Origin of the sequence: Terrisporobacter muris, assembly GCF_024621905.1 — a bacterium.
GTDB classification, from domain to species: Bacteria; Bacillota; Clostridia; order Peptostreptococcales; family Peptostreptococcaceae; genus Terrisporobacter; species Terrisporobacter muris.
Window position 1 is genome coordinate 1 of the sequence record NZ_JANKBY010000022.1, and the last position, 24,683, is coordinate 24,683.

22 protein-coding genes are annotated in these 24,683 nt (G+C 29.6%); 4 read left to right on the top strand and 18 right to left on the bottom strand.

What is annotated here, in order from left to right:
• Positions 1-104: 104 nt before the first annotated feature.
• Positions 105-494, top strand: coding sequence for a hypothetical protein (locus tag NSA58_RS03405; RefSeq protein ID WP_039680193.1), 390 nt, complete (start codon positions 105-107; stop codon positions 492-494).
• A 66-nt stretch (positions 495-560) separates the two neighbouring features.
• Here the strand turns inward: NSA58_RS03405 and NSA58_RS03410 are convergent, their stop codons facing one another.
• The 3 genes from NSA58_RS03410 to NSA58_RS03420 form a co-directional block, all read right to left on the bottom strand.
• Positions 561-1,391 (bottom strand): hypothetical protein, encoded by an 831-nt coding sequence (locus NSA58_RS03410; protein WP_074429105.1) that lies wholly within the window; start codon positions 1,389-1,391, stop codon positions 561-563.
• A gap of 154 nt (positions 1,392-1,545) precedes the next feature.
• A complete protein-coding gene (gene ahpC / locus NSA58_RS03415; protein ID WP_074429104.1) occupies positions 1,546-2,109 on the bottom strand; it encodes an alkyl hydroperoxide reductase subunit C in 564 nt (187 codons plus the stop codon).
• A gap of 145 nt (positions 2,110-2,254) precedes the next feature.
• Positions 2,255-3,934: an FAD-dependent oxidoreductase gene (locus NSA58_RS03420; RefSeq protein WP_074429103.1), complete on the bottom strand. Its 1,680-nt coding sequence runs from the start codon at positions 3,932-3,934 to the stop codon at positions 2,255-2,257.
• A gap of 283 nt (positions 3,935-4,217) precedes the next feature.
• Between NSA58_RS03420 and hdhA the strand changes: the two genes are divergently transcribed.
• Both hdhA and NSA58_RS03430 read left to right on the top strand, forming a co-directional pair.
• Positions 4,218-5,024, top strand: a complete 807-nt coding sequence (gene hdhA / locus NSA58_RS03425; protein ID WP_039680189.1) for a 7alpha-hydroxysteroid dehydrogenase — start codon at positions 4,218-4,220, stop codon at positions 5,022-5,024.
• A gap of 81 nt (positions 5,025-5,105) precedes the next feature.
• Complete coding sequence (locus tag NSA58_RS03430) at positions 5,106-5,483, top strand: Fur family transcriptional regulator (RefSeq protein WP_039680188.1); 378 nt, start codon at positions 5,106-5,108, stop codon at positions 5,481-5,483.
• A gap of 39 nt (positions 5,484-5,522) precedes the next feature.
• On the opposite strand, the gene NSA58_RS03435 is transcribed toward NSA58_RS03430, so the two are convergent.
• The 6 genes from NSA58_RS03435 to NSA58_RS03460 all read right to left on the bottom strand — a co-directional run bounded on the left by NSA58_RS03435 (position 5,523) and on the right by NSA58_RS03460 (position 13,303).
• Positions 5,523-6,164 carry a cyclodeaminase/cyclohydrolase family protein gene (locus NSA58_RS03435; RefSeq protein ID WP_039680187.1) on the bottom strand — a complete coding sequence of 214 codons (642 nt, stop codon included), beginning with the start codon at positions 6,162-6,164 and terminating at the stop codon, positions 5,523-5,525.
• A 24-nt stretch (positions 6,165-6,188) separates the two neighbouring features.
• Complete coding sequence (gene hutI / locus NSA58_RS03440; protein ID WP_074429102.1) at positions 6,189-7,454, bottom strand: imidazolonepropionase; 1,266 nt, start codon at positions 7,452-7,454, stop codon at positions 6,189-6,191.
• Between the two features lie 6 nt (positions 7,455-7,460).
• Positions 7,461-8,354 carry a glutamate formimidoyltransferase gene (ftcD, locus tag NSA58_RS03445; RefSeq protein ID WP_039680185.1) on the bottom strand — a complete coding sequence of 298 codons (894 nt, stop codon included), beginning with the start codon at positions 8,352-8,354 and terminating at the stop codon, positions 7,461-7,463.
• Between the two features lie 43 nt (positions 8,355-8,397).
• The gene (locus NSA58_RS03450) at positions 8,398-10,440 is read right to left on the bottom strand and encodes a urocanate hydratase (protein WP_039680184.1); all 2,043 of its coding nucleotides are present in this window, start codon (positions 10,438-10,440) and stop codon (positions 8,398-8,400) included.
• Positions 10,441-10,500: 60 nt separating this feature from the next.
• Positions 10,501-12,084, bottom strand: a complete 1,584-nt coding sequence (gene hutH / locus NSA58_RS03455; RefSeq protein WP_039680183.1) for a histidine ammonia-lyase — start codon at positions 12,082-12,084, stop codon at positions 10,501-10,503.
• 205 nt (positions 12,085-12,289) lie between these two features.
• Positions 12,290-13,303: a LacI family DNA-binding transcriptional regulator gene (locus NSA58_RS03460; protein WP_039680182.1), complete on the bottom strand. Its 1,014-nt coding sequence runs from the start codon at positions 13,301-13,303 to the stop codon at positions 12,290-12,292.
• 247 nt (positions 13,304-13,550) lie between these two features.
• On the opposite strand from NSA58_RS03460, the gene NSA58_RS03465 reads away from it, so the two are divergent.
• Entirely contained in the window at positions 13,551-15,470 is a 1,920-nt protein-coding gene (locus NSA58_RS03465; RefSeq protein WP_039680181.1) for an FUSC family protein, read from the top strand.
• 43 nt (positions 15,471-15,513) lie between these two features.
• Here the strand turns inward: NSA58_RS03465 and NSA58_RS03470 are convergent, their stop codons facing one another.
• From NSA58_RS03470 to NSA58_RS03510, 9 genes are all read right to left on the bottom strand, one after another.
• Positions 15,514-16,266, bottom strand: a complete 753-nt coding sequence (locus tag NSA58_RS03470; RefSeq protein ID WP_074429101.1) for a hypothetical protein — start codon at positions 16,264-16,266, stop codon at positions 15,514-15,516.
• A 13-nt stretch (positions 16,267-16,279) separates the two neighbouring features.
• Complete coding sequence (locus NSA58_RS03475; RefSeq protein WP_074079814.1) at positions 16,280-16,600, bottom strand: PadR family transcriptional regulator; 321 nt, start codon at positions 16,598-16,600, stop codon at positions 16,280-16,282.
• 204 nt (positions 16,601-16,804) lie between these two features.
• Entirely contained in the window at positions 16,805-17,326 is a 522-nt protein-coding gene (locus tag NSA58_RS03480) for a hypothetical protein (protein ID WP_074079813.1), read from the bottom strand.
• 241 nt (positions 17,327-17,567) lie between these two features.
• Positions 17,568-18,917 carry a nickel pincer cofactor biosynthesis protein LarC gene (larC, locus tag NSA58_RS03485; protein WP_074429100.1) on the bottom strand — a complete coding sequence of 450 codons (1,350 nt, stop codon included), beginning with the start codon at positions 18,915-18,917 and terminating at the stop codon, positions 17,568-17,570.
• Positions 18,918-18,986: 69 nt separating this feature from the next.
• The gene (locus tag NSA58_RS03490) at positions 18,987-20,108 is read right to left on the bottom strand and encodes an aldo/keto reductase (protein WP_074429099.1); all 1,122 of its coding nucleotides are present in this window, start codon (positions 20,106-20,108) and stop codon (positions 18,987-18,989) included.
• Positions 20,109-20,246: 138 nt separating this feature from the next.
• On the bottom strand, positions 20,247-20,633 hold the full coding sequence (locus tag NSA58_RS03495; protein ID WP_039680175.1) for a MerR family transcriptional regulator: 387 nt from the start codon (positions 20,631-20,633) through the stop codon (positions 20,247-20,249).
• Between the two features lie 21 nt (positions 20,634-20,654).
• Positions 20,655-21,191: a flavodoxin family protein gene (locus NSA58_RS03500; protein ID WP_074429098.1), complete on the bottom strand. Its 537-nt coding sequence runs from the start codon at positions 21,189-21,191 to the stop codon at positions 20,655-20,657.
• A gap of 342 nt (positions 21,192-21,533) precedes the next feature.
• On the bottom strand, positions 21,534-23,003 hold the full coding sequence (xylB, locus tag NSA58_RS03505; protein WP_039680173.1) for a xylulokinase: 1,470 nt from the start codon (positions 23,001-23,003) through the stop codon (positions 21,534-21,536).
• 347 nt (positions 23,004-23,350) lie between these two features.
• Positions 23,351-24,683: SH3 domain-containing protein (locus tag NSA58_RS03510; RefSeq protein ID WP_257560092.1), on the bottom strand; the 1,333-nt coding region annotated here is incomplete at its 5' end.

A 24,683-nucleotide genomic window follows, 5' to 3' on the forward strand; every position in this document is an offset into this window, starting at 1 on the left:
GATCTAAATAATAGATTAATCAATATTTAGTTAAATATGAACTATTTAAACATATAAATTACAAATTCTATAATGTAAAAATAGTAATATGAAAGGAGTTTGCTATGAAAAAAGTAGATCCAAAAACCCTTGAAAAGTTTGCAAAAGAAAAAAATATTGATAAAAACAAAGTTGAAAAAATAGCAGATGGTTATAAAGGAAAATCAGAAGATGAACTTATCGATGAACTTGTTAAAATCGGTAAAAATTTAAAAGGAAAAGATGAAGTAGTATCTAAATTCAAAACCTTCTTAGATCCAGCACAACAACAAAAACTTGATAGTATAATGAATAAAATAACTGATGCAGAGGTACAAGAAAAGGTTAAGAAAAATGCTAAAAAAACTAAGTCTATAAATAAAAATAATAAGACTCAAATTGAAGAAAGCACACCTACTACTAAGAAAAAAGTTAAAAAAGTTAAGAAGGTCAAAAAAACACCGAAAAATCAATAGTAATTCAAATAAAATAGGCTTATATCAATTATATTTTAATTGATATAAGTCTATTTTTATCATACATTATTCAGCTTGTTTATTAGTCACATCTTCAATATTAACTATCCCACTTTCATAAGTTACTTTTATTTTTATAGAATTTACCTTATCATTATAAGCTTCTTTTGGTATATTAGCTTCATAATATTTACTTTCATCCATAACCTCATCATTTTCATCATACATAGATTCTTCTTTATATTCACATTTATAAGTTTTCTCTTTATTATTATTAACTATTATTTCAATAGTTTTTATTTTATTTTCATCAGATGTTTGCTCTAGCTCATCTTCCACATAAGGATAAGCATTAAGATATATCCCATCATCATTATAACTCCAGCTAACATCAGGTGATGCTGGCATAAACATATATTTTGCCAACTCTTCTACATCACTACTTTCCGTTTTATCACCTTTGATTACAATTTTATATTCATAGTCATCGTCATATAATAAAGTGAACTCTCCCGCATAAGATAACTCTTTATCCTTTTTCAACTCTAACTCTTTCCATTCATTAGAGTTTACAGCTTTATACATAAATAGAACATTTGAATTTCCTTTTAGTTCACTGAGCTCTACTCTAGCTGTTAAATCATATCCCTTATCAGTATTCTTATTCAGTTTAAAACTTATATCCTTAGTCAAATAAGATTTTCCCAATTCTTCATGTATTATGGATTGAATTTGACTGCTTAGCTCATCACTTAAAGAACCTATATCCCCTTGTAAAGATGCATTCGTATTTTTTATATTTTCTAATTCTTCTTTTATAGTATTTAAACTATATGTTTGATAAATAAGCATTCCAGAAAGTATTATTAAAACCCCAGGTATTATATATTTTTTCATTCAATTCTCCCAATCTACTTAAAGTTAATTTTAATATAATTATATACATAACATTAAAATTATACCAAGTTACATAGTTGTAACTATAATCTCTTAATACGAAAGAAGATACTATGAATTATCATAGTATCTTAAAGAATTAATTATTTATCTCTTATAATTTTCCTACTAAGTCTAAGCTTGGTACTAAAGTTTCAGCTCCTGGAGTCCATTTAGCTGGGCAAACTTGATCTCCATGCTCTGCTACGAATTGTGCAGCTTGAACTTTTCTTAATAATTCTTCTGCATTTCTTCCTATCCCTAAATCATGTACTTCGTAAGCTTTGATTTCACCTTCTGGATTTATTATGAATGTTCCTCTTAAAGCCATTCCATCTTCTTCTATCATAACATCGAAATCTCTAGTTAATTTTCCAGTTGGATCTGCTAACATTGGGTATTGTATTTTTCCTATAGTTTCTGATGCATCTGCCCAAGCTTTGTGAACAAAGTGGCTATCTGTTGATACTGAGTAAACTTCGCATCCTATTTCTTGGAATTTAGCATAGTTATCAGCTAAATCCCCTAATTCAGTTGGGCAAACAAATGTAAAGTCTGCTGGGTAAAATACGAACACTGACCAATGACCTTTTACATTTTCAAGTGTTACTTCTTTGAAATCTCCGTTTTGATATGCTTGAACTTTAAATTCTGATACCTTTTTATTTATTAATGACATAATTTTTTCTCCTTTATTTAACCTTATTTTATTTATTTTAAATTTAGTAATGATTACTATTTTCATCATCTTGATATTATATATTCCCAGTAAAATTCACTTTAAACATATTTTTTAATTTTTTTTTATAGTTTTTAGATTAAACTTATTTGCTTATTAAATCTAATATTTCATTTATTTTTTTAGCTCCAAAATGAATCTTATCATCATTAACAATTATGGCTGGGACACTCATTATTCTGTACTTACGCTTTATATCTTCGAATAATGATAACTCTACCATCTCTGTCTCTATGTTTTCATTTTCCATTGCAAGTCTTTGTGATGCTACAACCACATCTGGGCATAAAGTACAAGATAAAGATACAACTACTTTTATATTAGTTTTTTTATCAAATGCTTTTATTTCCTTTAGTAAAGATTGATCAATCGCTTGACCTGGACCTGCTAAATTATATATTGCTAGTATAAATGAATTTAGCTCGTGACCACCTGGTACCCCATGGAATTTTACTCCACTGTAATTTTTGTTTTCATCTAATAAAGCAACTACTGGTAACTTATCTGCATTTATTTTTGCTTCCATTTCTGGATTTTGTGATTTTTTATAGATTTCTACTTTTAATTTTTCACCTAAAGAAGCCATATCTAATATTAAATCCATAAATTCTATAGATTTTTCCATAGTTTCATCCACAATAGATACTAAAGTAACTTCTTTTTCCATCATTGCTAAAATAGATTTTATTTGATTTCTTAAAACATCATTTAAAAGTTTACTTTTTCTATTTTTATCATTTATATTTAATAATTCTACTGGTTTTTCTTCTATTACTTTTTCTTCAACTTTATTTTCTACTACTATTTCTTCTTCATCTTCTATACCAAGTCTGTGTTTTTGTTCTTCCACATATTTTTCTGCAACAGTAGCTGCTATAGCTCCATCAGCCACAGCTGTAACTACTTGTCTTAATAGTTTTGGGCGTAAATCTCCTGCTGCATATACTCCTGGCAAATTAGTTTCCATTACTTCATTCGTTACTATATATCCTTGTTCGTCTAGTTGAACTTTTCCTTTTAACAATTCTGTTTGAGGTTTATAACCTATAAATACAAATAATCCGAAAGTTCCATCTTCTTTACTTGCTTTGTACTCAAAGATTTCTCCAGTTTTATTATTTTTAAATTTAGCAAACTGTAGAACACCTTCTCCTCCTACTTCTTCAAGTTCTGTATTAAATAATACTTCTATTTTGGCATGAGCCTTAACCTTATCTGCTATAGTTTTTGCACAACCAAATTCACTTTTTCTTACGACAACCCTTACTTTTTTAGCAAATTTAGTTAAAAATAAAGCTTCTTCCGCTGCTGCATATCCGCCTCCAATAACAAATACATCCAATCCCTGGAAGAACTCTCCATCACAAGTTGCACAATAAGCAACTCCTCTTCCAGTAAATTCTTCTTCACCTTTAAATCCTAATTTTCTTGGTGATGCTCCTGTTGCAAATATTATTGCTCTACCTTGTATTTCTTCTTTTTTAGTTTTGATCACTTTTATATCTGATTCTAAATTTAAATCTAAAACTTCATCTTCTTTAAAATTAACATTAAAAGATAAAGCTTGTTGCCTTAATGTATCCATATAATCAATTCCAGTAGTTTGTAAGATACCAGGATAATTAACCATTTCATGAGTAGTTTTTATTTGCCCACCCATATTTTCTTTTTCTATAACTAAAGTCTTAAGTTTAGCTCTTCCTGCGTAAATTCCAGCAGATATACCAGCTGGACCGCCTCCAATTATTATTAAATCATATATCATAAATTTTCATTTCCTCCTATAAGAATTAATTTCTATTTTTACAACAATTTTAGTAATGATTACTATTTTCAATCATATTACATATATTCCCCTATATTGTTAATTTAAACATCTTTTTAAATTCTCTTTATTTTAATGATAAATGGGTATTGTTAATATATAAGATAATAGATTTGTTTTATTTACTTTATATAAATAAAAACATTTGACAAATTTAAACAAAAAATATAAAGTGTTGATAATAGTAATTAGTACTATTCATTTCGACAACAGGAGGATTTGTATGAAGAACTTAAATGAAAAAATTGCTTTAGTAACTTCAGCTACTAGAGGAATCGGATTAGCAACAGCTGTAAAACTAGCAAAAGAAGGTGCTACTGTTTATATGGGTGTTAGAAGATTAGAAGCAACTCAAGAAATTTGTGATAAATATGCTGAAGAAGGTTTAGTTATGAAACCAGTATTCTTCGATGCATACAAAATAGATAGTTATAAAACTATGGTGGAAGAAGTAATAGATAAAGAAGGTAAATTAGATATATTAGTTAATAACTTTGGTACAGGAAGGCCTGACAAAGATCTTGATTTAATCAATAGTGATGAAAACACTTTCTTTGAACTTTTAGAAAGTAATATAGGAAGTGTTTATCGTATATCTAAACTTGTAATTCCTCACATGATAAAAAATGGAGGTGGAAGTATAATCAATATATCTTCTATTGGAGGAACTGTTCCAGATATATCAAGAATTGGGTATGGTGTGTCTAAATCCGGAGTTAATAATATAACTCAGCAAATCGCTATGCAGTATGCAAAAAATAATATAAGATGTAATGCTGTATTACCAGGTATGACTGCAACAGAAGCGGTTTCTAAAAATATGCCTGAAGAATTCCAAAAATCATTTTTATCTCACATACCATTAAATAGAATGGGTACACCAGAAGATATAGCAAATGCAGTATCATTCTTTGCTAGTGAAGAATCATCTTATATTACAGGTTGCATAATGGAAGTATCTGGCGGATATCATTTAGGTACTCCTCAATACGCTGATTTTGTTGGACGTAAAGCTGTAGAAGACAAATAGAATATTTTAATATATAATAAGTTTTTTTTAAACTAGTTTTGGGTAATAATAATTATTATTATATAAAGCGGGAGGTGTAAAATGAAATTTTCTAAACAAAGAGAAATTATACTTAACGAAGTCATGAATAGTCATCTTCATCCTACTGCTGATAGTATTTATACTAGTCTAAAAAAAGATAACCCTGGATTAAGTTTGGGTACTGTATATAGAAACTTATCTCAGTTAACAGAAAATGGATATATTTCTAAGTTAAGTATTCCTAACCAATCAGATAGATATGATAAAAACATAAAACCTCATGCTCATTTAATTTGTGAAAGATGCAATAATATTTACGATATAGAGTCAGAAACTATAAGTAAGTTTATTAATGATTTATCTAATGAGCAAAACTTATCTATTTTAAATTATGATATAGTTTTACAAGGTATTTGCAAAAATTGTAAAGAAGATTAACCTAAAAACCCATCCTTAAATAAGGATGGGTTTTCTGTATTATTCTATTGAACTGTGTATTTTATTTAATATTTTATCTCTTATTTTTTTGCCTTCTTCTAACATTTCTGAGCAGCTATCAGCATATTTTTTAGCAAGTTCTTTATTTTCTAAGCTCATAAGATTAACCTTTACGTTTAATATAGCTCCTTCTAGTCCTGTACAAAGCATTAATGTTCCAACACCTATATCTGTAATTGCATTTTGGTTACCATTGTCTACTAAAAATTCTAGCTCTTTCATTGCTTCTAGTGACAATGCAGCCGTTTTATATGGAACTTTTATAGAATACAATGTTGCATCAGCCATAGCTTGTTGTCTTTCTGTTATTTGTTTAAAAGTATCTTTTGGCATTTTTAAAGCTTTCATAAATTCATTGAAAGATTTTGTATCTTCATCAACAAGTTTACTTAACTCTTCTCTTATTTGACCAAGTTTATCAAACTTAACTTCAAATTCTTCTTTAATTTTCTCATCTAAGGCTTCATACTTCTTTTTCCCAAAGCTTAAATGAGCCATCATTCTAGATAGTCCTACACCTATATCAGAAGCAAGGGCTGCTACTGAGCCACCCCCAGGTGCTGGCGAATTAGAATCTACCTCTTTTGCAAAGTCAGTTACTGTCATATTAATTAATTTCATATATATCCCCCTGCATACATATTTTTAATAAATTACATGCTTGTTTTTAACCACAAGTCTCCCTTCTTTATAAACCCTGTCAATATGATTTATTCCAAAGTGATACATTAAATATTCCACATTTGGTGCATCAAAAATAGCAATATCAGCCTTTTTGCCAACCTCAATAGAACCTATTTCTGTAGATCTATCTACACAATGAGCTGCATTTATTGTTACTGCTGTTAGTACCTCATTTGGAGTCATTTTTAAGTTTAAACACCCAAGCTGCATTACAAATTGCAAGTTTTCACTTGGACAACTTCCTGGATTGTAATCACTAGATAAACTTATTGGAACATTTAAATCTATCATTTTTCTACCATTGGCAGAAGGTTTATTCAGGTTAAATGATGTTCCTGGAAGAATATTTGCTATTACACCCTTCTCTGCCATATCTCTCAGACCTTCGTCACTGGCAGCCATTAGGTGATCAGCTGAAATACAACCAAGTTTTGCAGCAAGTTCTGCTCCACCTATAGGTACTATTTCATCAGCATGAATCTTTAATTTGTAACCCATTTCTTTTGCTTTGCTAAGTATGTAGTCACTTTCTTCCACTGAAAATACTCCTTCTTCACAAAATACATCACAAAATTCAGCTAGGTCCAATTCTTTCACCTTAGGCATAATTTCTTCCACTAATAGTTTAATATATGCTTCATTGTTTGACTTATATTCCACTGGTACAGCATGTGCTCCCAAAAATGTATGTACTAAATCAACTGGATGATCTTTATCCAATTTACGAGCTACTTCCAGTTGTTTAACTTCTGTTTCCAATTCCAAGCCATATCCACTTTTTTCTTCCACAGTAGTTACACCAAACTCTAGCATTCTATCTAGACTCTTCTTAGCTTTATTATATAATTCATCAAAGGTAGAATTCTTTGTAGCATTTACTGTACTTAAAATACCTCCACCTTCTTGTAATATTTGAATATAAGGTACTCCATTTAATTTTTTTGAAAATTCATTTTCTCTAGAACCTCCATGAACTAAATGAGTGTGAGAATCAACAAGTCCTGGAGTTACAAGCATTCCACTTGCATCATCTATTATAGTATTTTCTCCAACTAATTCCTTATAATCTTCACCAGTACCCACTTGAAAAATCTTACCTTCTACAACTGCAATATAAGCATTTTCCAAAATAGTTAACTCATTCATTTGCTTACCTATCCTAGGTAGAAATGAACCTTCCATGGTAACTAATTTGCCTATGTTTTTTATAATTAAATCCATTTTCATTTTATTCTACTCCATTAAACTAGATTCTAGTACTTTATCTAAAGAGAAATTTTCCAAACCTAAATAATAAGCTGCTGTATCTACTAAAGCCTCCATTGGGCAAAGTCCTACTACTTCACTTCCTGTTACATTAACTCCATATCTTCTTGCTTCCATTTTTACTGCTTCAAAAGCTCTATACATAGCAGTTTTGCTATAATCAGTTAAGTTCATAGTAACTTGTGTTATATTTCTTTCTGGTACTTCCACCGGTCCTGCTTTTATATATCTGTATCCACCACTAGAATGTCTTATAGTTTTTGCAATCTTACTAGCTATTTCTATATTTGGTGTATCTAAATTTATGTTGTAAGCTATAAGAGGTTTTCTCGCTCCTATTGCTATAGCACCAGCTGTTGGATGTTTTTTAGCTTTTCCAAAATCAGGTGCCCAGTTTTCATCTTCAAACTTATTATCTAAACCTTCATATTCACCTTTTCTAACAGTAGCAAGATTTTCTCTCTCTGGTTTGCTGGCAGCTGCTTCATATAAAAATACTGGTATTTCATACTTATCTGCTACCATTTCCCCAAGTTCTTTGGCTATCTTAACTGAGTCTTCCATAGTCATATCTTTTATTGGTATAAATGGACAAACATCACAAGCTCCAAATCTAGAATGTTGACCTTTGTGAACATTCATATCTATTACTTCTTTTGCTACACCTATTGCTTCAAAAACTGCATTTTTAACTGCCTCAGGTTCTCCAATTACAGTAACAACAACTCTGTTGTAATCTTTATCAGCTTCATAATTAAGTAATTTTACTCCTTCTTTTCCTCTTAAAGGACTAACTATCTTTTCTATTTTTTCTAAGTCCTTACCTTCACTAAAATTTGGTACGCATTGTACTATTGCCATGTTTTATCCCCCTTAATTTATGTTAATTAATTTTGTTAATAAACTATTCAAATATCTTATCTCCAACTAAATCATCTATCATTTCATCATCTGCTATAAATGGAAGTGTTAAATGATCTTTTCCTTCACACATTTTGTTGTATTCCATAACTGTAGTTATAGAGTTTTCATTTCTAGCCCAAGCACGTCTAGCAACACCACTCATAACATCCCAAGGCATAGAAGTTCTTAGTATATCATCAACTCTCTGAGATCCATCAAGAACCATACCAAATCCACCATTTATAGATTTACCGATACCTACTCCCCCACCATTGTGAAGAGCAACTAAACTCATTCCTCTTGCACAGTTTCCTGCAAAGCAATGAGTAGCCATATCAGCCATTATATTACTTCCATCTTTTATATTAGAAGTTTCTCTAAATGGAGAGTCTGTTCCTGATACGTCATGATGATCTCTACCCATCATAACTGGTCCTATTTCTCCACGTCTTACCATATCATTAAATTTAAGAGCTATATTAGTTCTTCCCATAGCATCTTGATATAATATTCTTGCTTGAGTTCCTACAACTAAATTATTTTTAACTGCATCTCTTATCCATATCCAGTTATCTCTATCTTGATATCTTCTTTCTGGATCTATACAACTCATAGCAGCTTCATCAGTTTTCACTAAATCTTCATGCTTACCACTTAAGCAAACCCATCTAAATGGACCATATCCATAGTCAAATAACTGAGGACCTAATATATCTTCAACATAAGATGGGAATATAAATCCATCTTTTTCATCTACGCCATTTTTAGAAATTTCTTTGCATCCAGCATCATAAACTGCCTTCATAAAACTGTTACCATAATCAAAGAAGTAAACTCCTCTATCATGTAAAGTCTTAATTAGTTCAAAGTGTTTTCTTAAAGTTTTGTCTACTAAATGAGCAAACTTTTCTGGATCATGAGCTAATAATTCTGTTCTTTCTTCAAAAGTAATTCCAACTGGACAGTACCCTCCATCATAAACTGCATGACAAGAAGTTTGATCTGATAATAAATCTATATGAATATTTTCATCTACTGCATATTCAAGTAAATCAACTATATTACCATGGAAAGCTATAGCACAAGGTTCTTTTGCATCCATTTTTTCCTTAGCAAGTTTGAATGCATCTTCTGGAGAATTACTTACTTCACTTACCCATCCTTGATCAAATCTAGTTTTTATTCTAGAAATATCAACTTCTGCAACTATTCCTACACCTCCTGCTATTTCAACAGCCTTACCTTGAGCACCACTCATTCCTCCAAGTCCCGAAGTAACAAATAGCCTTCCAGCTAAGTCTTCGTCTTGAGGTATTCCAAGCTTTAATCTTCCTGCATTTAATATAGTTGAATATGTACCATGGACTATGCCTTGTGGTCCTATATACATCCATCCTCCAGCAGTCATTTGACCATAGTTTGCAACACCTATTGCACTTGCTCTTTTCCAGTCATCTAAATTATCAAACATACCTATCATAAGTGAATTTGTAAGTATAACCCTAGGTGCATCTGGTTTAGATTTAAAAAGTCCTACAGGATGACCTGATTGTATTACTAAAGTCTGGTCTTCAGTTAAAGCTTCCAAGTATTTCTTTACAAGTTGATATTGCATCCAGTTTTGGAACACTTGACCTGTTTCACCATAAGTAACAAGTTCATAAGGATAAAGCGCTACATCAAAATCTAAGTTATTATCTATCATAACCTGAAATGCTTTTCCTTCTGTACATTTACCTACATACTCATCTATAGGCTTTCCGTAAAGCTTCCCTTCTGGTCTAAATCTATAACCATAAATTCTTCCATAAGTCATTAATTCTTCTAAAAACTCTGGTGCTAACTCTTCATGATATTCTTCTGGTATATATCTTAAAGCATTTTTTAATGCTAATTTTACATCTGCATTACTTAATTTTGAATCTCTTCTTGGAGCCCTTCTTATTCCCTTTTCAAATTTAGGTATTTCACTTGGAATGTCAGTTAATTTAATAGTCATAGCATTTTTAATATCTTCATTATTAAAATTTAAAACTTTTTCCATTTTGATTTCTCCTTTAAAAGTTTATTTTTATTCAGAATAAATTTATAAATCTAATATCGATTATAAATTTTCTGATAGCTGTCTTTTTGCTTCTATATCTTCAAATAATAATATTTCTTCTTCTAATGCATCCTCAACAGCTTCCACTAATAAGTTATCTTTTATTATATCTTCACAAATGTTTATATCTTTGTACATTATTCTATCTTTATCTATAAATGGAGTATGATCTCTAACTATGTTATAAGCAGCTTCTGTACCTACTCCTAACTTTTTCTTTCCTCTTAAATCTATTGCTTGGACACTAGTTAATATCTCCATAGCAATAACTTTTCTCACATTATCCATAATATCTCTAGCTTTTCTAGCTGCAATTGTTCCCATAGAAACATGATCTTCTTGGTTTGCAGAAGAAGGAATAGAGTCTACGCTTGCTGGATGAGCAAGTACTTTATTTTCTGAAACAAGTGATGCAGCAGAATATTGAACTATCATAAATCCAGAATTTAAACCACCATGATTAACTAAAAATGCAGGTAGTCCATGACTTAAAGCTGGATTTACCATCTTTTCTAGTCTTCTTTCAGCTATATTTGCCATTTCTGCTAAAGCAATTCCAAGGAAATCAAAACTTAATGCCATTGGTTGTCCATGGAAGTTACCACCTGAAATTATCTTTTGGTCTTCTCCTGGGAATATTATAGGGTTATCTGTAACTGAGTTCATTTCTATTTCTAATTTATTTTTTACATATTCTAAAGCATCTTTGCTAGCTCCATGGATTTGTGGTGAACATCTTAGAGAATATGCGTCTTGAGTTCTAAGTTCACCTTGTTTAGTAACCATTTCACTACCTTCAACCATTGTTAACACATTTTTTGCAGTATTAAATTGTCCTTTGTGAGGTCTTACTAAATTTACTCTCTCATCCATAGCGCAAGTTATACCATTTAATGCTTCCATTGTTAAGCATAGAGAGATGTCAGCTGTTTTCATTAAATTCATGGCATCATAAACAGTTATTGCACCAACTGCAGTCATACATTGAGTACCATTTATTAGTGCTAAACCTTCTTTCGCACCTAAATATTCAAGAGGTTTAATACCTGCTTCTTCCATAGCATCTTTAGATTCCATTCTTTTTCCTTTATAAGTTGCTTCTCCAAGACCTAACATAGTAAGTACCATATGAGATAATGGTGCCAAATCTCCTGATGAACCAAGGGACCCTTTTTCTGGAACTATAGGGTGAACACCTTTATTTAGCATTTCAGTTAATACTTCTAAAGTTTCACATCTTGCTCCTGAATACCCTTTAGATAAAGCATTTGATCTAAGTAGCATCATAGCTCTTACAATTTCTTCACTTAGAGGATTACCAACACCACATGAATGAGACATAATTAAATTTTTTTGTAATTGTCTACACTCATCTTTTGATATTGCCACATCTGAAAATTTTCCAAATCCAGTAGTTATACCATAAGATATTTGACCAGCTTCAACTATGTCGTCAACTATTCCTCTAGAAATTTTTACTTTTTCTAGAGCATCTTTGCTTATTTCTACAGGAAAATTATGTCTAGCAACATTCACTAAATCATCTAACGTAAGGCTATTTCCATCAATTATTATTTTTTTCATATAAACCTCCCCAAAACTAATTTTTATTGTTTATACTACATATCAAAAATTGTTAAAAATTGTTAAAAATTACTCATTCATAAATATTCTACATATTCTGAGGATTACCCTTCCATATATTACCATAATATTTTTATTTAAAATATAAATTAAAATATATACAAAAAAGACATATCCATAAGGATATGCCCATAATATTTGTCTATTATTTTTTAATTGTAACAGATTCTCTTTCCATAATTTGATATGGAAGTTCTATTTTCTTTTCTTCAACAGGTTCACCGTTTATAAGTTTGATTAAAGCTCTTACTGAAACTGCACCCATATCGAATAATGGTTGATAAACTGTTGTTAATTTTGGTCTATATATTTTTGCAAGTTTTGTATCATTGAATCCTGCTACAGAAATATCTTGTGGAACACTGTATCCTGAATCAAAGATTGCATTTATTGCTCCAACAGCTGCTTCATCACCTGTAACAAATACTGCTGATGGTATTATTTTTTCATCTATAAGCTCTTTCATAGAGTTATATCCGCCTTCATAATCAGTGTTTCCATATTTAATTAATTCATTTCTTACTGATATGTTGTTATCTCTTAAAGCTGATTCATAGCCTCTTCTTCTTTCCATTTCTAGTATTGTATCTTCTTTACTAGTCATGATTAACGCTATATCTTTATGGTTACTTTCTATTAAGTACTTTGTCATGTCATAAGTAGCATTTTCGTTACTTGTACTTACACAGTATACATCATACTCTCTTGCTGTTTTACTTATATATACTGCTGGAATACGACTTTCTTTCATAAAGTTTACATGTTCTTCATCTAATATCCAAGATAACATTACTATACCTTCAACTTGTTTAGTTTTAAGTAGTCTTATACTGTCTAATTCTTGTTCTTTATCTGAATAAGTATTTACTAGAAGTATATCGTAATCATACATCTTAGCAACTGCTTCTATTCCGTTCAATATTTCGTTAACAAAAGAATCTGATACTTCTGGAACTATAACTCCTATTAATTTACTCTTTTTAGTAACTAAACTTCTAGCAAGAGGGTTTGGTACATAACCTGTTTCTTTGATTACATCCAAAACTCTTTGTTTAACTTCGTCCGTTACTGGTTTTGAATCATTTATAACTCTTGAAACTGTTGATATAGAAACACCAGCCAGTTTTGCAACATCTTTTATAGTTACGTTGTTTTTCATTTCGTGCCTCCTATTATTACTCTCAGTACGATTTATGCATCTAATCTCTACATTTTATCATAACTTACACCTTTTATAAATACATATTGTAATTTATTTGTATCTAAAAACAATAAAAAGCTTTTTATGTTATAATTCCCAACTTATACTTATTATTTACTTTATATTTATTAATATTATAAATATGAGCAATTAAAAGTATAATTAGACAAAAAATATGAAAAATACTATTAGGAGGAGAAAAATAATGGACAAAAAACTAATAGTATCAAAAACAGTTACCTTCATTGCAATAATTGCATTTATAGTTGTATTTAAATTAATGTTTGGTGAAAAAAATACTTTAATCGGTGTTACTACTGTAACAGCTACACTAATGTTTTTAGAAAGAGATTTAAGTCTGTCTCCTGTTAGAAATACAATCAAACTTATACTTATAAATTTGTTAATTGGTATTAGCTCTTATTTAGTAATTTCAAATATGTACTTAGGAATTATAGTTAATTTTTTCACCTTATTCTTAATTAGCTACAATTTTTGTTACAATTTAAGAAACCCACTATATCTGCCATTTACATTACAGTATTTATTCTTATTAGCAAATCCTGTAGACAATCAGGAATTACTTCTTAGAATTTTTTCATTAGTTTTTGGAGCTATAGTAATTATGCTGGCTCAAATTTTAGTTAATAAAAATAGGCTAGCTAAATCAGGAAATAAACTACTCGAAAATGTATGTGATTCTATAGTAAATAAAATTGAATATAAAGAACAATATGATTTAGTTGATGATGGTGTAGAAAAAGTTAATCAATCCATAGATGCTTTTAGAACTATGGTTTATGACAAAAGAGAATATAATTATTATTTAACAGAAGAAGGCCGACTAAAATTAAATTTGTCAGTAGCATTGGAGAATATACACTCTATGATTCATGATACTAATCTAGGCTCCATTGATAATGACATACTAAAAACTCTAGAACTTTTAATAAAAGAAGTCAAACTACTTCTTAATAATTCTAAAGATAATATTGGTGGGCATGATGTAACCCTTTATATGCAAAAACTATTTAAAATCTGTGAAGAAAAAGATATTGATGATTTATTAAATCTTCAATTACTAGATAGTATGCTTTTGTTATCTGATACTATAAAATCTTTAAGAGCACTAGATGAGAAACAATACAATATTGTAGATAGATCTCACGAAATATCTGAACTTTTCTCAGATAGTGGAATTAAATCCTTTTTTATGGATAAGAAATCCATAAGGTTTTGTTATGCTATGAGAGTTGCCATATCTATAACTATTGCTACCTTTATTATGCAATATTTTAATTTATCAGAAGGTAGATGGATTTTATTTACCCTGCTTTCTTTAATAACACCTTTATATGAAGCATCAAAATCTAAAACTAAGGATAGAGTATTTGCTACCATAATTGGTTCTATTATTATATTTATACTATTTAGTATTTTTAAAGATCCAACATTAAGAATGCTAATAATACTTGCTACGGGATATCTAAATGGATATGCTAATCAATACAGATACTCTACCATATTTGTTACAGTCTCTGCCATAGGTTCAGCTGCTTTACTTGGAGATGTAGGAATACTTACAATAAATAGGATTTTCTTTGTCTTTGTTGGTATAGTGATGGCCATATTAGCTAACAAATATATTTTTCCTTACAAAGTAAAGGATTCCATGATACAGCTTAAAAATATGTATCATGAAACTATTATAAATATGCTTAAAGAAGTAAAAAATTTAGTAGAGGGAAATAAGCAACCAACTACTATGAAAAATTTAATTGTTTTAACTTCTTTGATAGATGCCAAAGCAAGAGGCGATGAAAAAATAGCAAATTCACCTTCTTATAGCAAAATAATTAGTGAAAGAAGATCCTTAGTTGCAAATATTTATGAGCTTTATATTTGGATATTACGAGGAGAAATAAAATCCCAAAGTCAAAAAGAAATTCTAAATGATTTGAAGGATTTAATTAATTACTCCAACGAGGATATTAGTTCAAAAGTTGCTAAAATTGAGTACGGTATAACTGTAGCAAAAGATATTAACACAAAAATAATATTAAGTAGCATTATAGTTATACTAAAAGAATTATGTCATTTAGGTGAATTAAATAAATCAATATAAATAAAAAATCTTAAGCTAGAAATGGCTTAAGATTTTTTATTTATTAATCATTTGATTTAATCATTCTTTTAGATTCAATTATACCTAAAATTACACATAATATTAGAGGTATAATTTTAACTAAAACATTTTCTCCAAAATTAATATTTGTAAAACTCTCTATTATGACAGGAGTATAGAATATAAAAGGTAACATTAGAAACCATGTATCTATTTTTTTCGATGCTATTAAAGATAATAAAAAAAGTGCTCCAATAATTATACTTACTAATAGTTTATTAATAACTATTGATTGGTCCATATTTCTTCCTATTAATCCTATAATAACTAAAGCACAGATATTTACACAAAATAATACAAATATTCCTACTGAAAACTTTTTATCTTTAAATGCAAATTTTCTAGCCAAAATAACTAATATAATTATAGTAAGCAAATAAACTAATGGTACTGATATGACTTCCATAACAGACATAGTAACTATTCCATTCTTTATTCCACTTAAAAATATCCATGTTCCAAAACCTATAATAAACGTTAAAACTGTTTCGATTAAATCCTTTTTGCTAAATGATAATTCATCTGCCACAGATTTTGCATATTCTTCAGGAGAATTTCCAAAAATATCTTTCACACTCTTTCCTTCTTGCTCACCTAGAATTAAATGTTGCTCAGCTTCTTCTATAAATTCTTTTATTTCAACTTCACTTTTTCCTGTACTTACTAAATACATATTCAAGCTTAAAATAAATTCTTCACCTTCTTTAGATATTTTATTATTATAACATTCACTCATAGTCTACTCCTCCTTACTTCCCTTCCAATAATTTATTTACACTCATAGATATGTTTTTCCATATTTTCATAAATTCAGCTAGCTGCTCTTGTCCTTTATCTGTTAAAGAATAGTATTTCCTCTTTGGTCCACTTTCTGATGCTTTTGTTGTTGTGGTAACTAATCCTTCTTTTTTCATTCTTATCAATAAAGGATATATACTTCCTTCACTGACCATATTAAATCCATATAACTCTAATTTCTTAGTCATTTCATATCCATACACCTCTTCTTCTGATATAACCGCCAACAAGCACCCTTCTAAAATGCCCTTTAACATTTGTGTTGAATTCATTTTGTACCTCCTATATTGCAATACAAGATAGAAATGTAACTTGTATTACAACCTACTATACTTATAATATACTCCAACCTATATTGTTTTGCAACATAGTAATTAATATTTATTTGATTTTTTCATAGATTTGAGAGAAATATAATTTTCCTCATATATAAAAAAGCAGAAGATTATAACTTTAATCTTCTGCTTTATATTTATCTAATTTAATACTGTTTTATTATATTCCATTAAATAACTTTCCATTAAATCTTCTAGGGCTTCTTTTGTAAAAACCTTTTCTAAATTGACACAATCTTTATCGATTACTAATTTAATATATGATGAGCATAATTCTGAAATGGCATATCCTAATGCTTGAGTAAGCCTTCTTGCAAGCGAATCGTTTATACCTATGGATATAATAGTAACACCTCCAGGTATTAACCTTAATATTTTACCAAGTAATATTTTATAAATAAACTTTTCTCTATCCACAAATATATTTTCATTTAATATTTGCTTACCATCTAAGTTGTATTTATCAACTTCCCAAATATTTAATATTTTTAAACACATTTCCATTTCCAAATCCATAAGTATTGAAGAATCAGATATAGATATGGGAGTAGATGCCTTTTGGGCTGCTAGTTGCCCATATTGTGTCAATATATTTTCATTTATATATTCTTTTTTTGAAGTAAAATCTAACTCTTCATTTGTATACTTTGCTTTAATATCCACTATTATTTTTCCTCCATCTACAGAATAAGTTCTTTAGACATATTATTCTATAGATGTTTATAAATCCCTTTATTTATATAAAGTATTTTATGCAACTTCTATTCGTCCTCTAAAATCTCTTCTTCAGTTAAAATTTTTTTCCTAGACACAACCATATTGCACTCCTGGCAATAATAACTAATACTGCCTCATCCATCTAAAACTTCTAGTTTACTTTTACAGTACGGACAGTAATATTCTTTTAACATAAATTTACCCCTTCACCACATTCTTTTATTATAATTTGATATACATCTTGATATGATTTATCATGTTTTTTACATATTTCTATAACACTATCATATTCAGGATAAACTCTCTTTCCACTGTTCAAGTAACATTCTTTTATTACTACTTCTCCCAATGAAGTTTTCACTTTTTTAATTTCTCTTTTTAAAATACTTCTCTCCATTTTTTGTTTTCTAATTCCAATAGTTGTAGTTTCTTCGAATATAATATTTTCTAATTTTGTTACATCTTCTTCATTACAAATAACATTTAGTTGATAAGCTGGACGGTTCTTCTTCATAAATACTGGCATGTAGTGAACATCCCTAGCCCCTGCTTGTAATAAACGATCCATAACATATCCTAAAGCTTCTCCAGAACAATCATCTACATTACTTTCCAACTTAACTACAAAGTCTTTATTTTCATCTTTACTTTCTATAAGCATTGCTCTTAATATACTTGGATTTTCATATGTTCTTTTACCTGCTCCTAATCCTATCTTTTTAATAGAAAACTCTCCAGGAAGCTTATCATTAGTTTTTATAGCAGCCACAATAGCCGCACCAGTAGGAGTTACTAATTCTCCTTGTGTATTTGTAATATGAAGTTTTAAATTATTATTTGCCACAATATGTGAAACTGCTGGCACTGGTACTGGTATTAATCCATGTTGACAACGAATAAATCCACTACCTTCATATAATACTGGTACTATTACCTCTTCTATTTGTAAATTATCTAAACAAACTGCCACAGCAATAATATCTACTATAGAATCTACTGCTCCAACTTCATGGAAGTGCACTTCATCTATACTGACTCCATGGGCTTTGGCTTCTGCTTTTCCTAATATATTAAAGATATTTATTGCTATTTTCTTTGCATTGTTTGTAATATTAGCTTTCTCAATAATTGAAATTATATCTGATAATCCACGATGTTCATGGTGGTGATTATGGTCATGGTCATGTTTATTTTCATGATCGTGATTATGGTGATGATCCTCATGATCGTGATTATGGTCATGGTCATGGTGGTGTTGATCATGCACTTCATGATTGTGGTTATGTTCTTCTTCTCCATAAAGGTAATTCATATCATGATCGTGATTTTCATGTTTCTCATCTAAAATCACGTTAAAATCACAAGCATCTAATCCATTTTTTGATACTCTACTTATTGCTATTTTAAAACCATCAACTTGTAAACTGCTCAAAGCTTTATTTAAAACTTCTTCACTAGCCCCCAAATCTAATAATGATGCTACCATCATATCTCCACTAATTCCACTGTAACATTCTAAATATAAATTATTACTCATTCTCTTCCCCCTGGTATTGTTAGTCTCTATTGTCATTTTATAATTTTTCTAAAGTTTTTTCCACCTCTTTTATTCCTTAACCTCTAATACTTTTGCAACTTCCTTTAAATAATTTGTGATTGTAAGGTGTTGTGGGCAATGTTCCTCACATTGTTTACATTCTATACAATCAGATGCCTTTCCAAATTTATCATTTAAATTTTCATAATTATATACACCCATTTTATACTGAGACTCTCCAAATCTTTTATAATTATTATAAATCGAGAAATATTCTGGTATGGCAATTTGTTTAGGACAATTTTCAGTGCAATAATGACATGAAGTGCAAGGAATTGCTATATTAGATTTTATTATTTCCTTAGCATTTTCAATCACTTCATATTCTTTTTCATTTAGAGGTTGAAAATCTTTCATATAACTCATATTGTCCATAAGCTGCTCTTCATTACTCATTCCACTTAGAACCACCATTACATTATCAAGAGATGCTGCATATTTTATTGCCCATGATGCTATTGAATACTGTTCATTCTCCTTTTTAAATAGCATTTCTGCATCTTTTGAAATATTGGCTAATGAGCCACCTTTAACTGGTTCCATCACAATTACAGGTTTATTATGTTTTTTTGCCACCTCATAACATCTCTTTGATTGAACCACATCATCTTCCCAATCTATATAATTAATTTGTAGTTGAACATATTCCATTTCAGAGTGTTGTGTAAGAATTTTATCAAGCACGTCAGCGCTATCATGGAAAGACAGTCCAATATGTTTTATTTTACCTTCTGATTTTTTCTTCAAAACAAATTGAAATGCTTTCATTTCTTCTGATTGAAAATAAGTCTTTTCATCAAGACCATGAAGTAAATAATAGTCAAAATAATCTACTCCACATTTCTCCAACTGATTATCAAATATTTCTGGAATTTGAGATGCATCATTAATATTAAACATTGGTAATTTGTTTGTAATTGTATAAGCTTGTCTAGGATATCTTTTTACTACTACTTCTCTAAATGCTGTTTCACTATTTCCATTATGATAAGGATATGCTGTGTCAAAGTAAGTAAATCCATTTTTTAAATATTCATCTACCATATACGTAAATCTACTTATATCTATACTCCCTTGGTCATTTTCATCTATAAGTGGTAATCTCATAAGACCAAATCCTAATTTTTTCATTCTTTTTTCCCCCTAATTATTTATTTTCACATAATAGATACTATTCTTTTAAGTAAATATGAATTCAAAATATATTGTAAATAAGCATGAATAAAGTGTCTAATTACTTAATAACTAGACACTTTAAAACCTGATTACTTATTTATGTTTTTCTCTTAAATCTTTTTCACTCATCATCAAGCCTTTTTCATATAAATCAATTTTATAATCTAAACGTGCTAAAGTCTTATTCATATCTTCAATCTTTTTCGCTAAAACTTTTCGTTGATCTACTAGCAATTCTTTTCTAGCATCAATAGTAGAGTCTCCTTGTTGGAACATCGAAACATAATCTATTAAAACTTCTATAGGAAGTCCTGCACCCCTCATACACTTTATAAACTCTACCCAGTTACAATCCTCCTGAGTATAATCTCTTACACCACTTTTATTACGATTTACCTTAGGAATCAAACCTACTCTTTCATAATATCTCAATGTATCTGCAGATAAACCATATTTTTTGCTTACTTCAGTAATTGTCATAAATATCTTCCTTCCATTTCATTAAACCGTTTTTCCCATTTCGTAAGCTTCTTTCATTGCTTTAGTTCCTTTTATTTCTCCCACTTCCCAAGCACCTTTTCCATAAATAACTCCTTTTTCTTTTGCTCCATCTAAACAATCAGTAAATCCTCTAAATCCATCAATTGTTCTCTCCATTAATTTTTCATTATTTACAGCTGCAGTAGCTATAAAATAAAATTCTTTGTTAGCTATTTCAGTATATCTAGCAACAGTTCTATCAATTAAAGTTTTCATCTGCCCATCCATTGTATAAAAATATACAGGTGTTGACATAACTATTACATCTGCATCAATCATTTTTTGTAGAACCTCTGCCATGTCATCTTTTTGAACACATTTTCCACCTTTACTACAAGCATAACAACCTGTACAATGATTTATATTCTTATCTCTTATGAAAATTTTTTCTACTTCATTTCCACTTGCTTCAGCACCCTTTTTAAATTCATCACATAGTATATCTGAATTTCCATTCCTTCTAGGACTTCCTGACAAAATCAAAACTTTTTTACTCATAATTATTTTTCCCCCTAAAATTTGTCTCTATTTAATTTAAATTATTATTCTTTTCAAGTTATATAAATTATGCATAACTTACTTTCAATTTAATAATAGTACTTGGAGTTAACTCTAGGTCAAGAAATTTTTTATATTATTACATATAGAAAGATAGAAAAATTTAAAACCCACCTAAGTAAACTATATATATTGTCTACTTGGGCGGGTTTATTAAAAATCTATTATAATATACATTTGTTTTTTCTTAGACATAATATATCACATTATATATTTAGTAGTACAATTATATATCTTACCAATTAACACATAATGTGAATAAGTTTTACAGTATATTTTTACTTATAATAACTTATTGTATAAGTTTTTAACCGTTGGATATATTTGTTTAAACTTGTTATATCTTTCCTCATATTTTTCAACTAACTCTGCATCTGGTTCTATCGTTTCTGTAACCTTTACTAATTTGTTAACTGCATCTTCTATACTTTTAAATTCCTTACAAGCAACAGCTGCAAGTATTGCCCCTCCTAGAGCTGGTCCTTCTTCACTTTCTATCATATCTACTTTTAAATTAAGTACATTTGCTATAATCTTTTTCCAAAGAGGACTTTTTGCACCTCCACCACAAATCTTAGTTCTTTGAATATTTATACCAAGTGATTTTGCAACTTCTAGAGAATCTCTAAGAGCAAATGCAACACCTTCAAGTACTGCTTGAGTCATATCGCTCCTAGAAGTGTCCATGCTCATTCCAATAAAAGTTCCTCTAGCATTTGGATTGTTGTGAGGTGATCTTTCTCCCATTAAATATGGTAAGAAATAAACATTATTTTCTCCTAGATTATTTATATTTTCTTGTTCCTTTGCATAGTCTTTTGTATTTAAAATTTCTTCACTCCACCATTTATTGCAAGATGCTGCACTTAGCATACATCCCATTAAATGATAGTTTCCATCAGCATGATCAAATGAATGAAGAGCATTATTTGAATCAACACCAAATTTCTTAGAAGATATGAAAATTGTTCCCGAAGTTCCAAGAGATATGTTACACATTCCATCTCCTACAGTACCTGTACCTATGGCTGCTGCTGCATTGTCTCCAGCTCCTGCCACAACTTTTACTGTATTAGGTATTTCTAATTCTTTTGCTATCTCATCAGTTATATTTCCAACAATTTCATAACTTTCAAACACTTTTGCTAGTTGTTCTTCTTTTATTCCACAAATATCTATCATTTCTTTTGACCAGCATCTATTTTCTACGTCAAAAATTAACATTCCTGAAGCATCCGATACATCTGTGCAATGAACACCGCTTAATTTGTAAGCAATATAATCCTTAGGTAACATTATCTTATTAATTTTTGCAAAGTTTTCTGGCTCTTTATTTTTTATCCATAAAATTTTAGGTGCTGTAAATCCTGTGAAAGATATATTGGCTGTATATTTTGATAAGGTTTCTTTACCTATTACTTCATTTAAATAATCACATTCTTCTTTTGTTCTTCCATCATTCCAAAGAAGTGCAGGTCTTATTACTTCATCATTCTCATCTAAGATAACAAGTCCGTGCATTTGACCACCAAAGCTTATTCCAGCTACTTGGCTTTTATCTACATCTTTTATTAATTCTTTTAAACCTGTCATAGTTTGTGCATACCAGTCTTCTGGTTTTTGTTCTGACCATCCTGGTTGTGGAAAGTATAGTGGGTATTCTTTTGATACTATGTTACACACTTTTCCACTACCATCCATTAATAATAATTTTACTGCTGAAGTCCCTAAATCTATACCTATGTAATACATATTTCTCCCCCTGTGCGTTGATTTTGTCTAACTTACACTTTATCTATTATTGTAATAAAAAGGATGTAGTAAAGAAAGCGTAAGCAATATTTATTACATACTAAAAAAACTTTATTATTTAGTTTCCATTATGTATTGATTTAAGATACTGCATAAAAAATTCGCTTCGCCTGAGCGACGTGTCTGCGAAACACTTCATATCGCCAACGGCTTCGCCCGTTGCTCAAATAACAAAGTTAGAAATTATACGTTATCCACAGAACAGATAACATATAATTTCCTTACAATTAAAAAAATGCTATTGCATTGCAAGAAGTTCCATCGCTAAGAGCAAACTAGTTTTTTATTTACTTTTTCTCTGCACTTTTTATAGCACTGAAAATATTATTATAGAATTGGATTCCTTTAGAGTTATCTATATGTAATCCATCAGTAGTGCTAGTAAGGTATCCTTTACTATCAATAAAACCTTTCGTAGCATCTATGATTTTTACATTCGACTTTGTTGAACAAAACTCTTTTAGTTGTTTATTGTACTCATTAATAGCTTTGTTGTATGTTGTACTATTCCCCCCTGTAAAGTTTTTTCCCACAGGGAATACTCTTTGAACATAAATGGTTTTGTCTGGATATTTTACTATTAATTGATTTATAAGCGCCTTTGTATCCCTTATGTTTGTGGGTACAGTTATCCCATTTACTCCAATTAACAGAGATACACTATCTATATTATTTTTATCAGGCATTTCATCTACTTTGTCTAGCCAATAAGATGGTCTACTCCCCCCTTGGGCATGAACATAAACCATTTCATTTTTACTCTTTATTGTATTTTCCATTCTTGCAGTGAAGGAATCTCCTACAAATAAGAAGTCATTTAAATTTTTTCTATCATTTGTGTTTGAATTGCTTAACTTCACATATTTACTACTGATATATCCATATGAATCTTTGTATTTTATTTTATACCATCCATTTGACTGTTTTTGTACTATTTGAACTCTAGCACCCTTACTTAAGGTTCCCAATTTAGTTGATGAAGTTAATGCACTTTTTCTCACACTTAAAGTAGTAGAACTAACAGTTCCTCTATTAGTTACTTTGGAGCTTGAAGTAAGTTTTATATAATTGCCTTTTACATAAGCATAAGAGTTTTTATATTTTATTTTGTGCCAGTTTGTTGAAGTGGATCTTACAATCTCCACTTTTGTCCCTTTTGGTAAATATCCTAAAAACTTTGAATTGGTTGAGCAACTTTCTCTTACTGTTAATTTTGTTGCATTATAAACTGTTCCTGTATTTAAAACATTGTCTATAGCTTTTGTCCCATTAAGTTTTATAAAATCATCACCTACATAGGCATAAGAATTTTTGTACTTGATTTTGTACCAACCATTACTTGTTTTTTGTAATATTTCCACCTTGTCACCAGTGTAAAGGCTGCCTAAGTATTTTCCACTGGCAGAGTTGATACTTCTTACACTAACACCATCTATAGTGGCTCTTCCTCTTGAAATTACTTTTTCATATGATGCTTTTGTATTGATTATTTCCTTAGCATTAGTTGTTGATGATATTGCAAAGAAGCTACTTATCATAACTCCTGCTAAAAAAGAAATTGAATATTTTTTAAATTTTTTCTTTATCATTTTTACCCCCGTATTATTCCTATATAGGTAT

What these genes read in the sequence shown, in the direction of transcription:
- NSA58_RS03405 (WP_039680193.1), top strand. Translation starts at nt 105, where the DNA reads ATGAAAAAAGTAGATCCAAAAACCCTTGAAAAGTTTGCAAAAGAAAAA.
- NSA58_RS03410 (WP_074429105.1), bottom strand. Translation starts at nt 1,391, where the DNA reads ATGAAAAAATATATAATACCTGGGGTTTTAATAATACTTTCTGGAATG.
- ahpC (WP_074429104.1), bottom strand. Translation starts at nt 2,109, where the DNA reads ATGTCATTAATAAATAAAAAGGTATCAGAATTTAAAGTTCAAGCATAT.
- NSA58_RS03420 (WP_074429103.1), bottom strand. Translation starts at nt 3,934, where the DNA reads ATGATATATGATTTAATAATAATTGGAGGCGGTCCAGCTGGTATATCT.
- hdhA (WP_039680189.1), top strand. Translation starts at nt 4,218, where the DNA reads ATGAAGAACTTAAATGAAAAAATTGCTTTAGTAACTTCAGCTACTAGA.
- NSA58_RS03430 (WP_039680188.1), top strand. Translation starts at nt 5,106, where the DNA reads ATGAAATTTTCTAAACAAAGAGAAATTATACTTAACGAAGTCATGAAT.
- NSA58_RS03435 (WP_039680187.1), bottom strand. Translation starts at nt 6,164, where the DNA reads ATGAAATTAATTAATATGACAGTAACTGACTTTGCAAAAGAGGTAGAT.
- hutI (WP_074429102.1), bottom strand. Translation starts at nt 7,454, where the DNA reads ATGAAAATGGATTTAATTATAAAAAACATAGGCAAATTAGTTACCATG.
- ftcD (WP_039680185.1), bottom strand. Translation starts at nt 8,354, where the DNA reads ATGGCAATAGTACAATGCGTACCAAATTTTAGTGAAGGTAAGGACTTA.
- NSA58_RS03450 (WP_039680184.1), bottom strand. Translation starts at nt 10,440, where the DNA reads ATGGAAAAAGTTTTAAATTTTAATAATGAAGATATTAAAAATGCTATG.
- hutH (WP_039680183.1), bottom strand. Translation starts at nt 12,084, where the DNA reads ATGAAAAAAATAATAATTGATGGAAATAGCCTTACGTTAGATGATTTA.
- NSA58_RS03460 (WP_039680182.1), bottom strand. Translation starts at nt 13,303, where the DNA reads ATGAAAAACAACGTAACTATAAAAGATGTTGCAAAACTGGCTGGTGTT.
- NSA58_RS03465 (WP_039680181.1), top strand. Translation starts at nt 13,551, where the DNA reads ATGGACAAAAAACTAATAGTATCAAAAACAGTTACCTTCATTGCAATA.
- NSA58_RS03470 (WP_074429101.1), bottom strand. Translation starts at nt 16,266, where the DNA reads ATGAGTGAATGTTATAATAATAAAATATCTAAAGAAGGTGAAGAATTT.
- NSA58_RS03475 (WP_074079814.1), bottom strand. Translation starts at nt 16,600, where the DNA reads ATGAATTCAACACAAATGTTAAAGGGCATTTTAGAAGGGTGCTTGTTG.
- larC (WP_074429100.1), bottom strand. Translation starts at nt 18,917, where the DNA reads ATGAGTAATAATTTATATTTAGAATGTTACAGTGGAATTAGTGGAGAT.
- NSA58_RS03490 (WP_074429099.1), bottom strand. Translation starts at nt 20,108, where the DNA reads ATGAAAAAATTAGGATTTGGTCTTATGAGATTACCACTTATAGATGAA.
- NSA58_RS03495 (WP_039680175.1), bottom strand. Translation starts at nt 20,633, where the DNA reads ATGACAATTACTGAAGTAAGCAAAAAATATGGTTTATCTGCAGATACA.
- NSA58_RS03500 (WP_074429098.1), bottom strand. Translation starts at nt 21,191, where the DNA reads ATGAGTAAAAAAGTTTTGATTTTGTCAGGAAGTCCTAGAAGGAATGGA.
- xylB (WP_039680173.1), bottom strand. Translation starts at nt 23,003, where the DNA reads ATGTATTACATAGGTATAGATTTAGGGACTTCAGCAGTAAAATTATTA.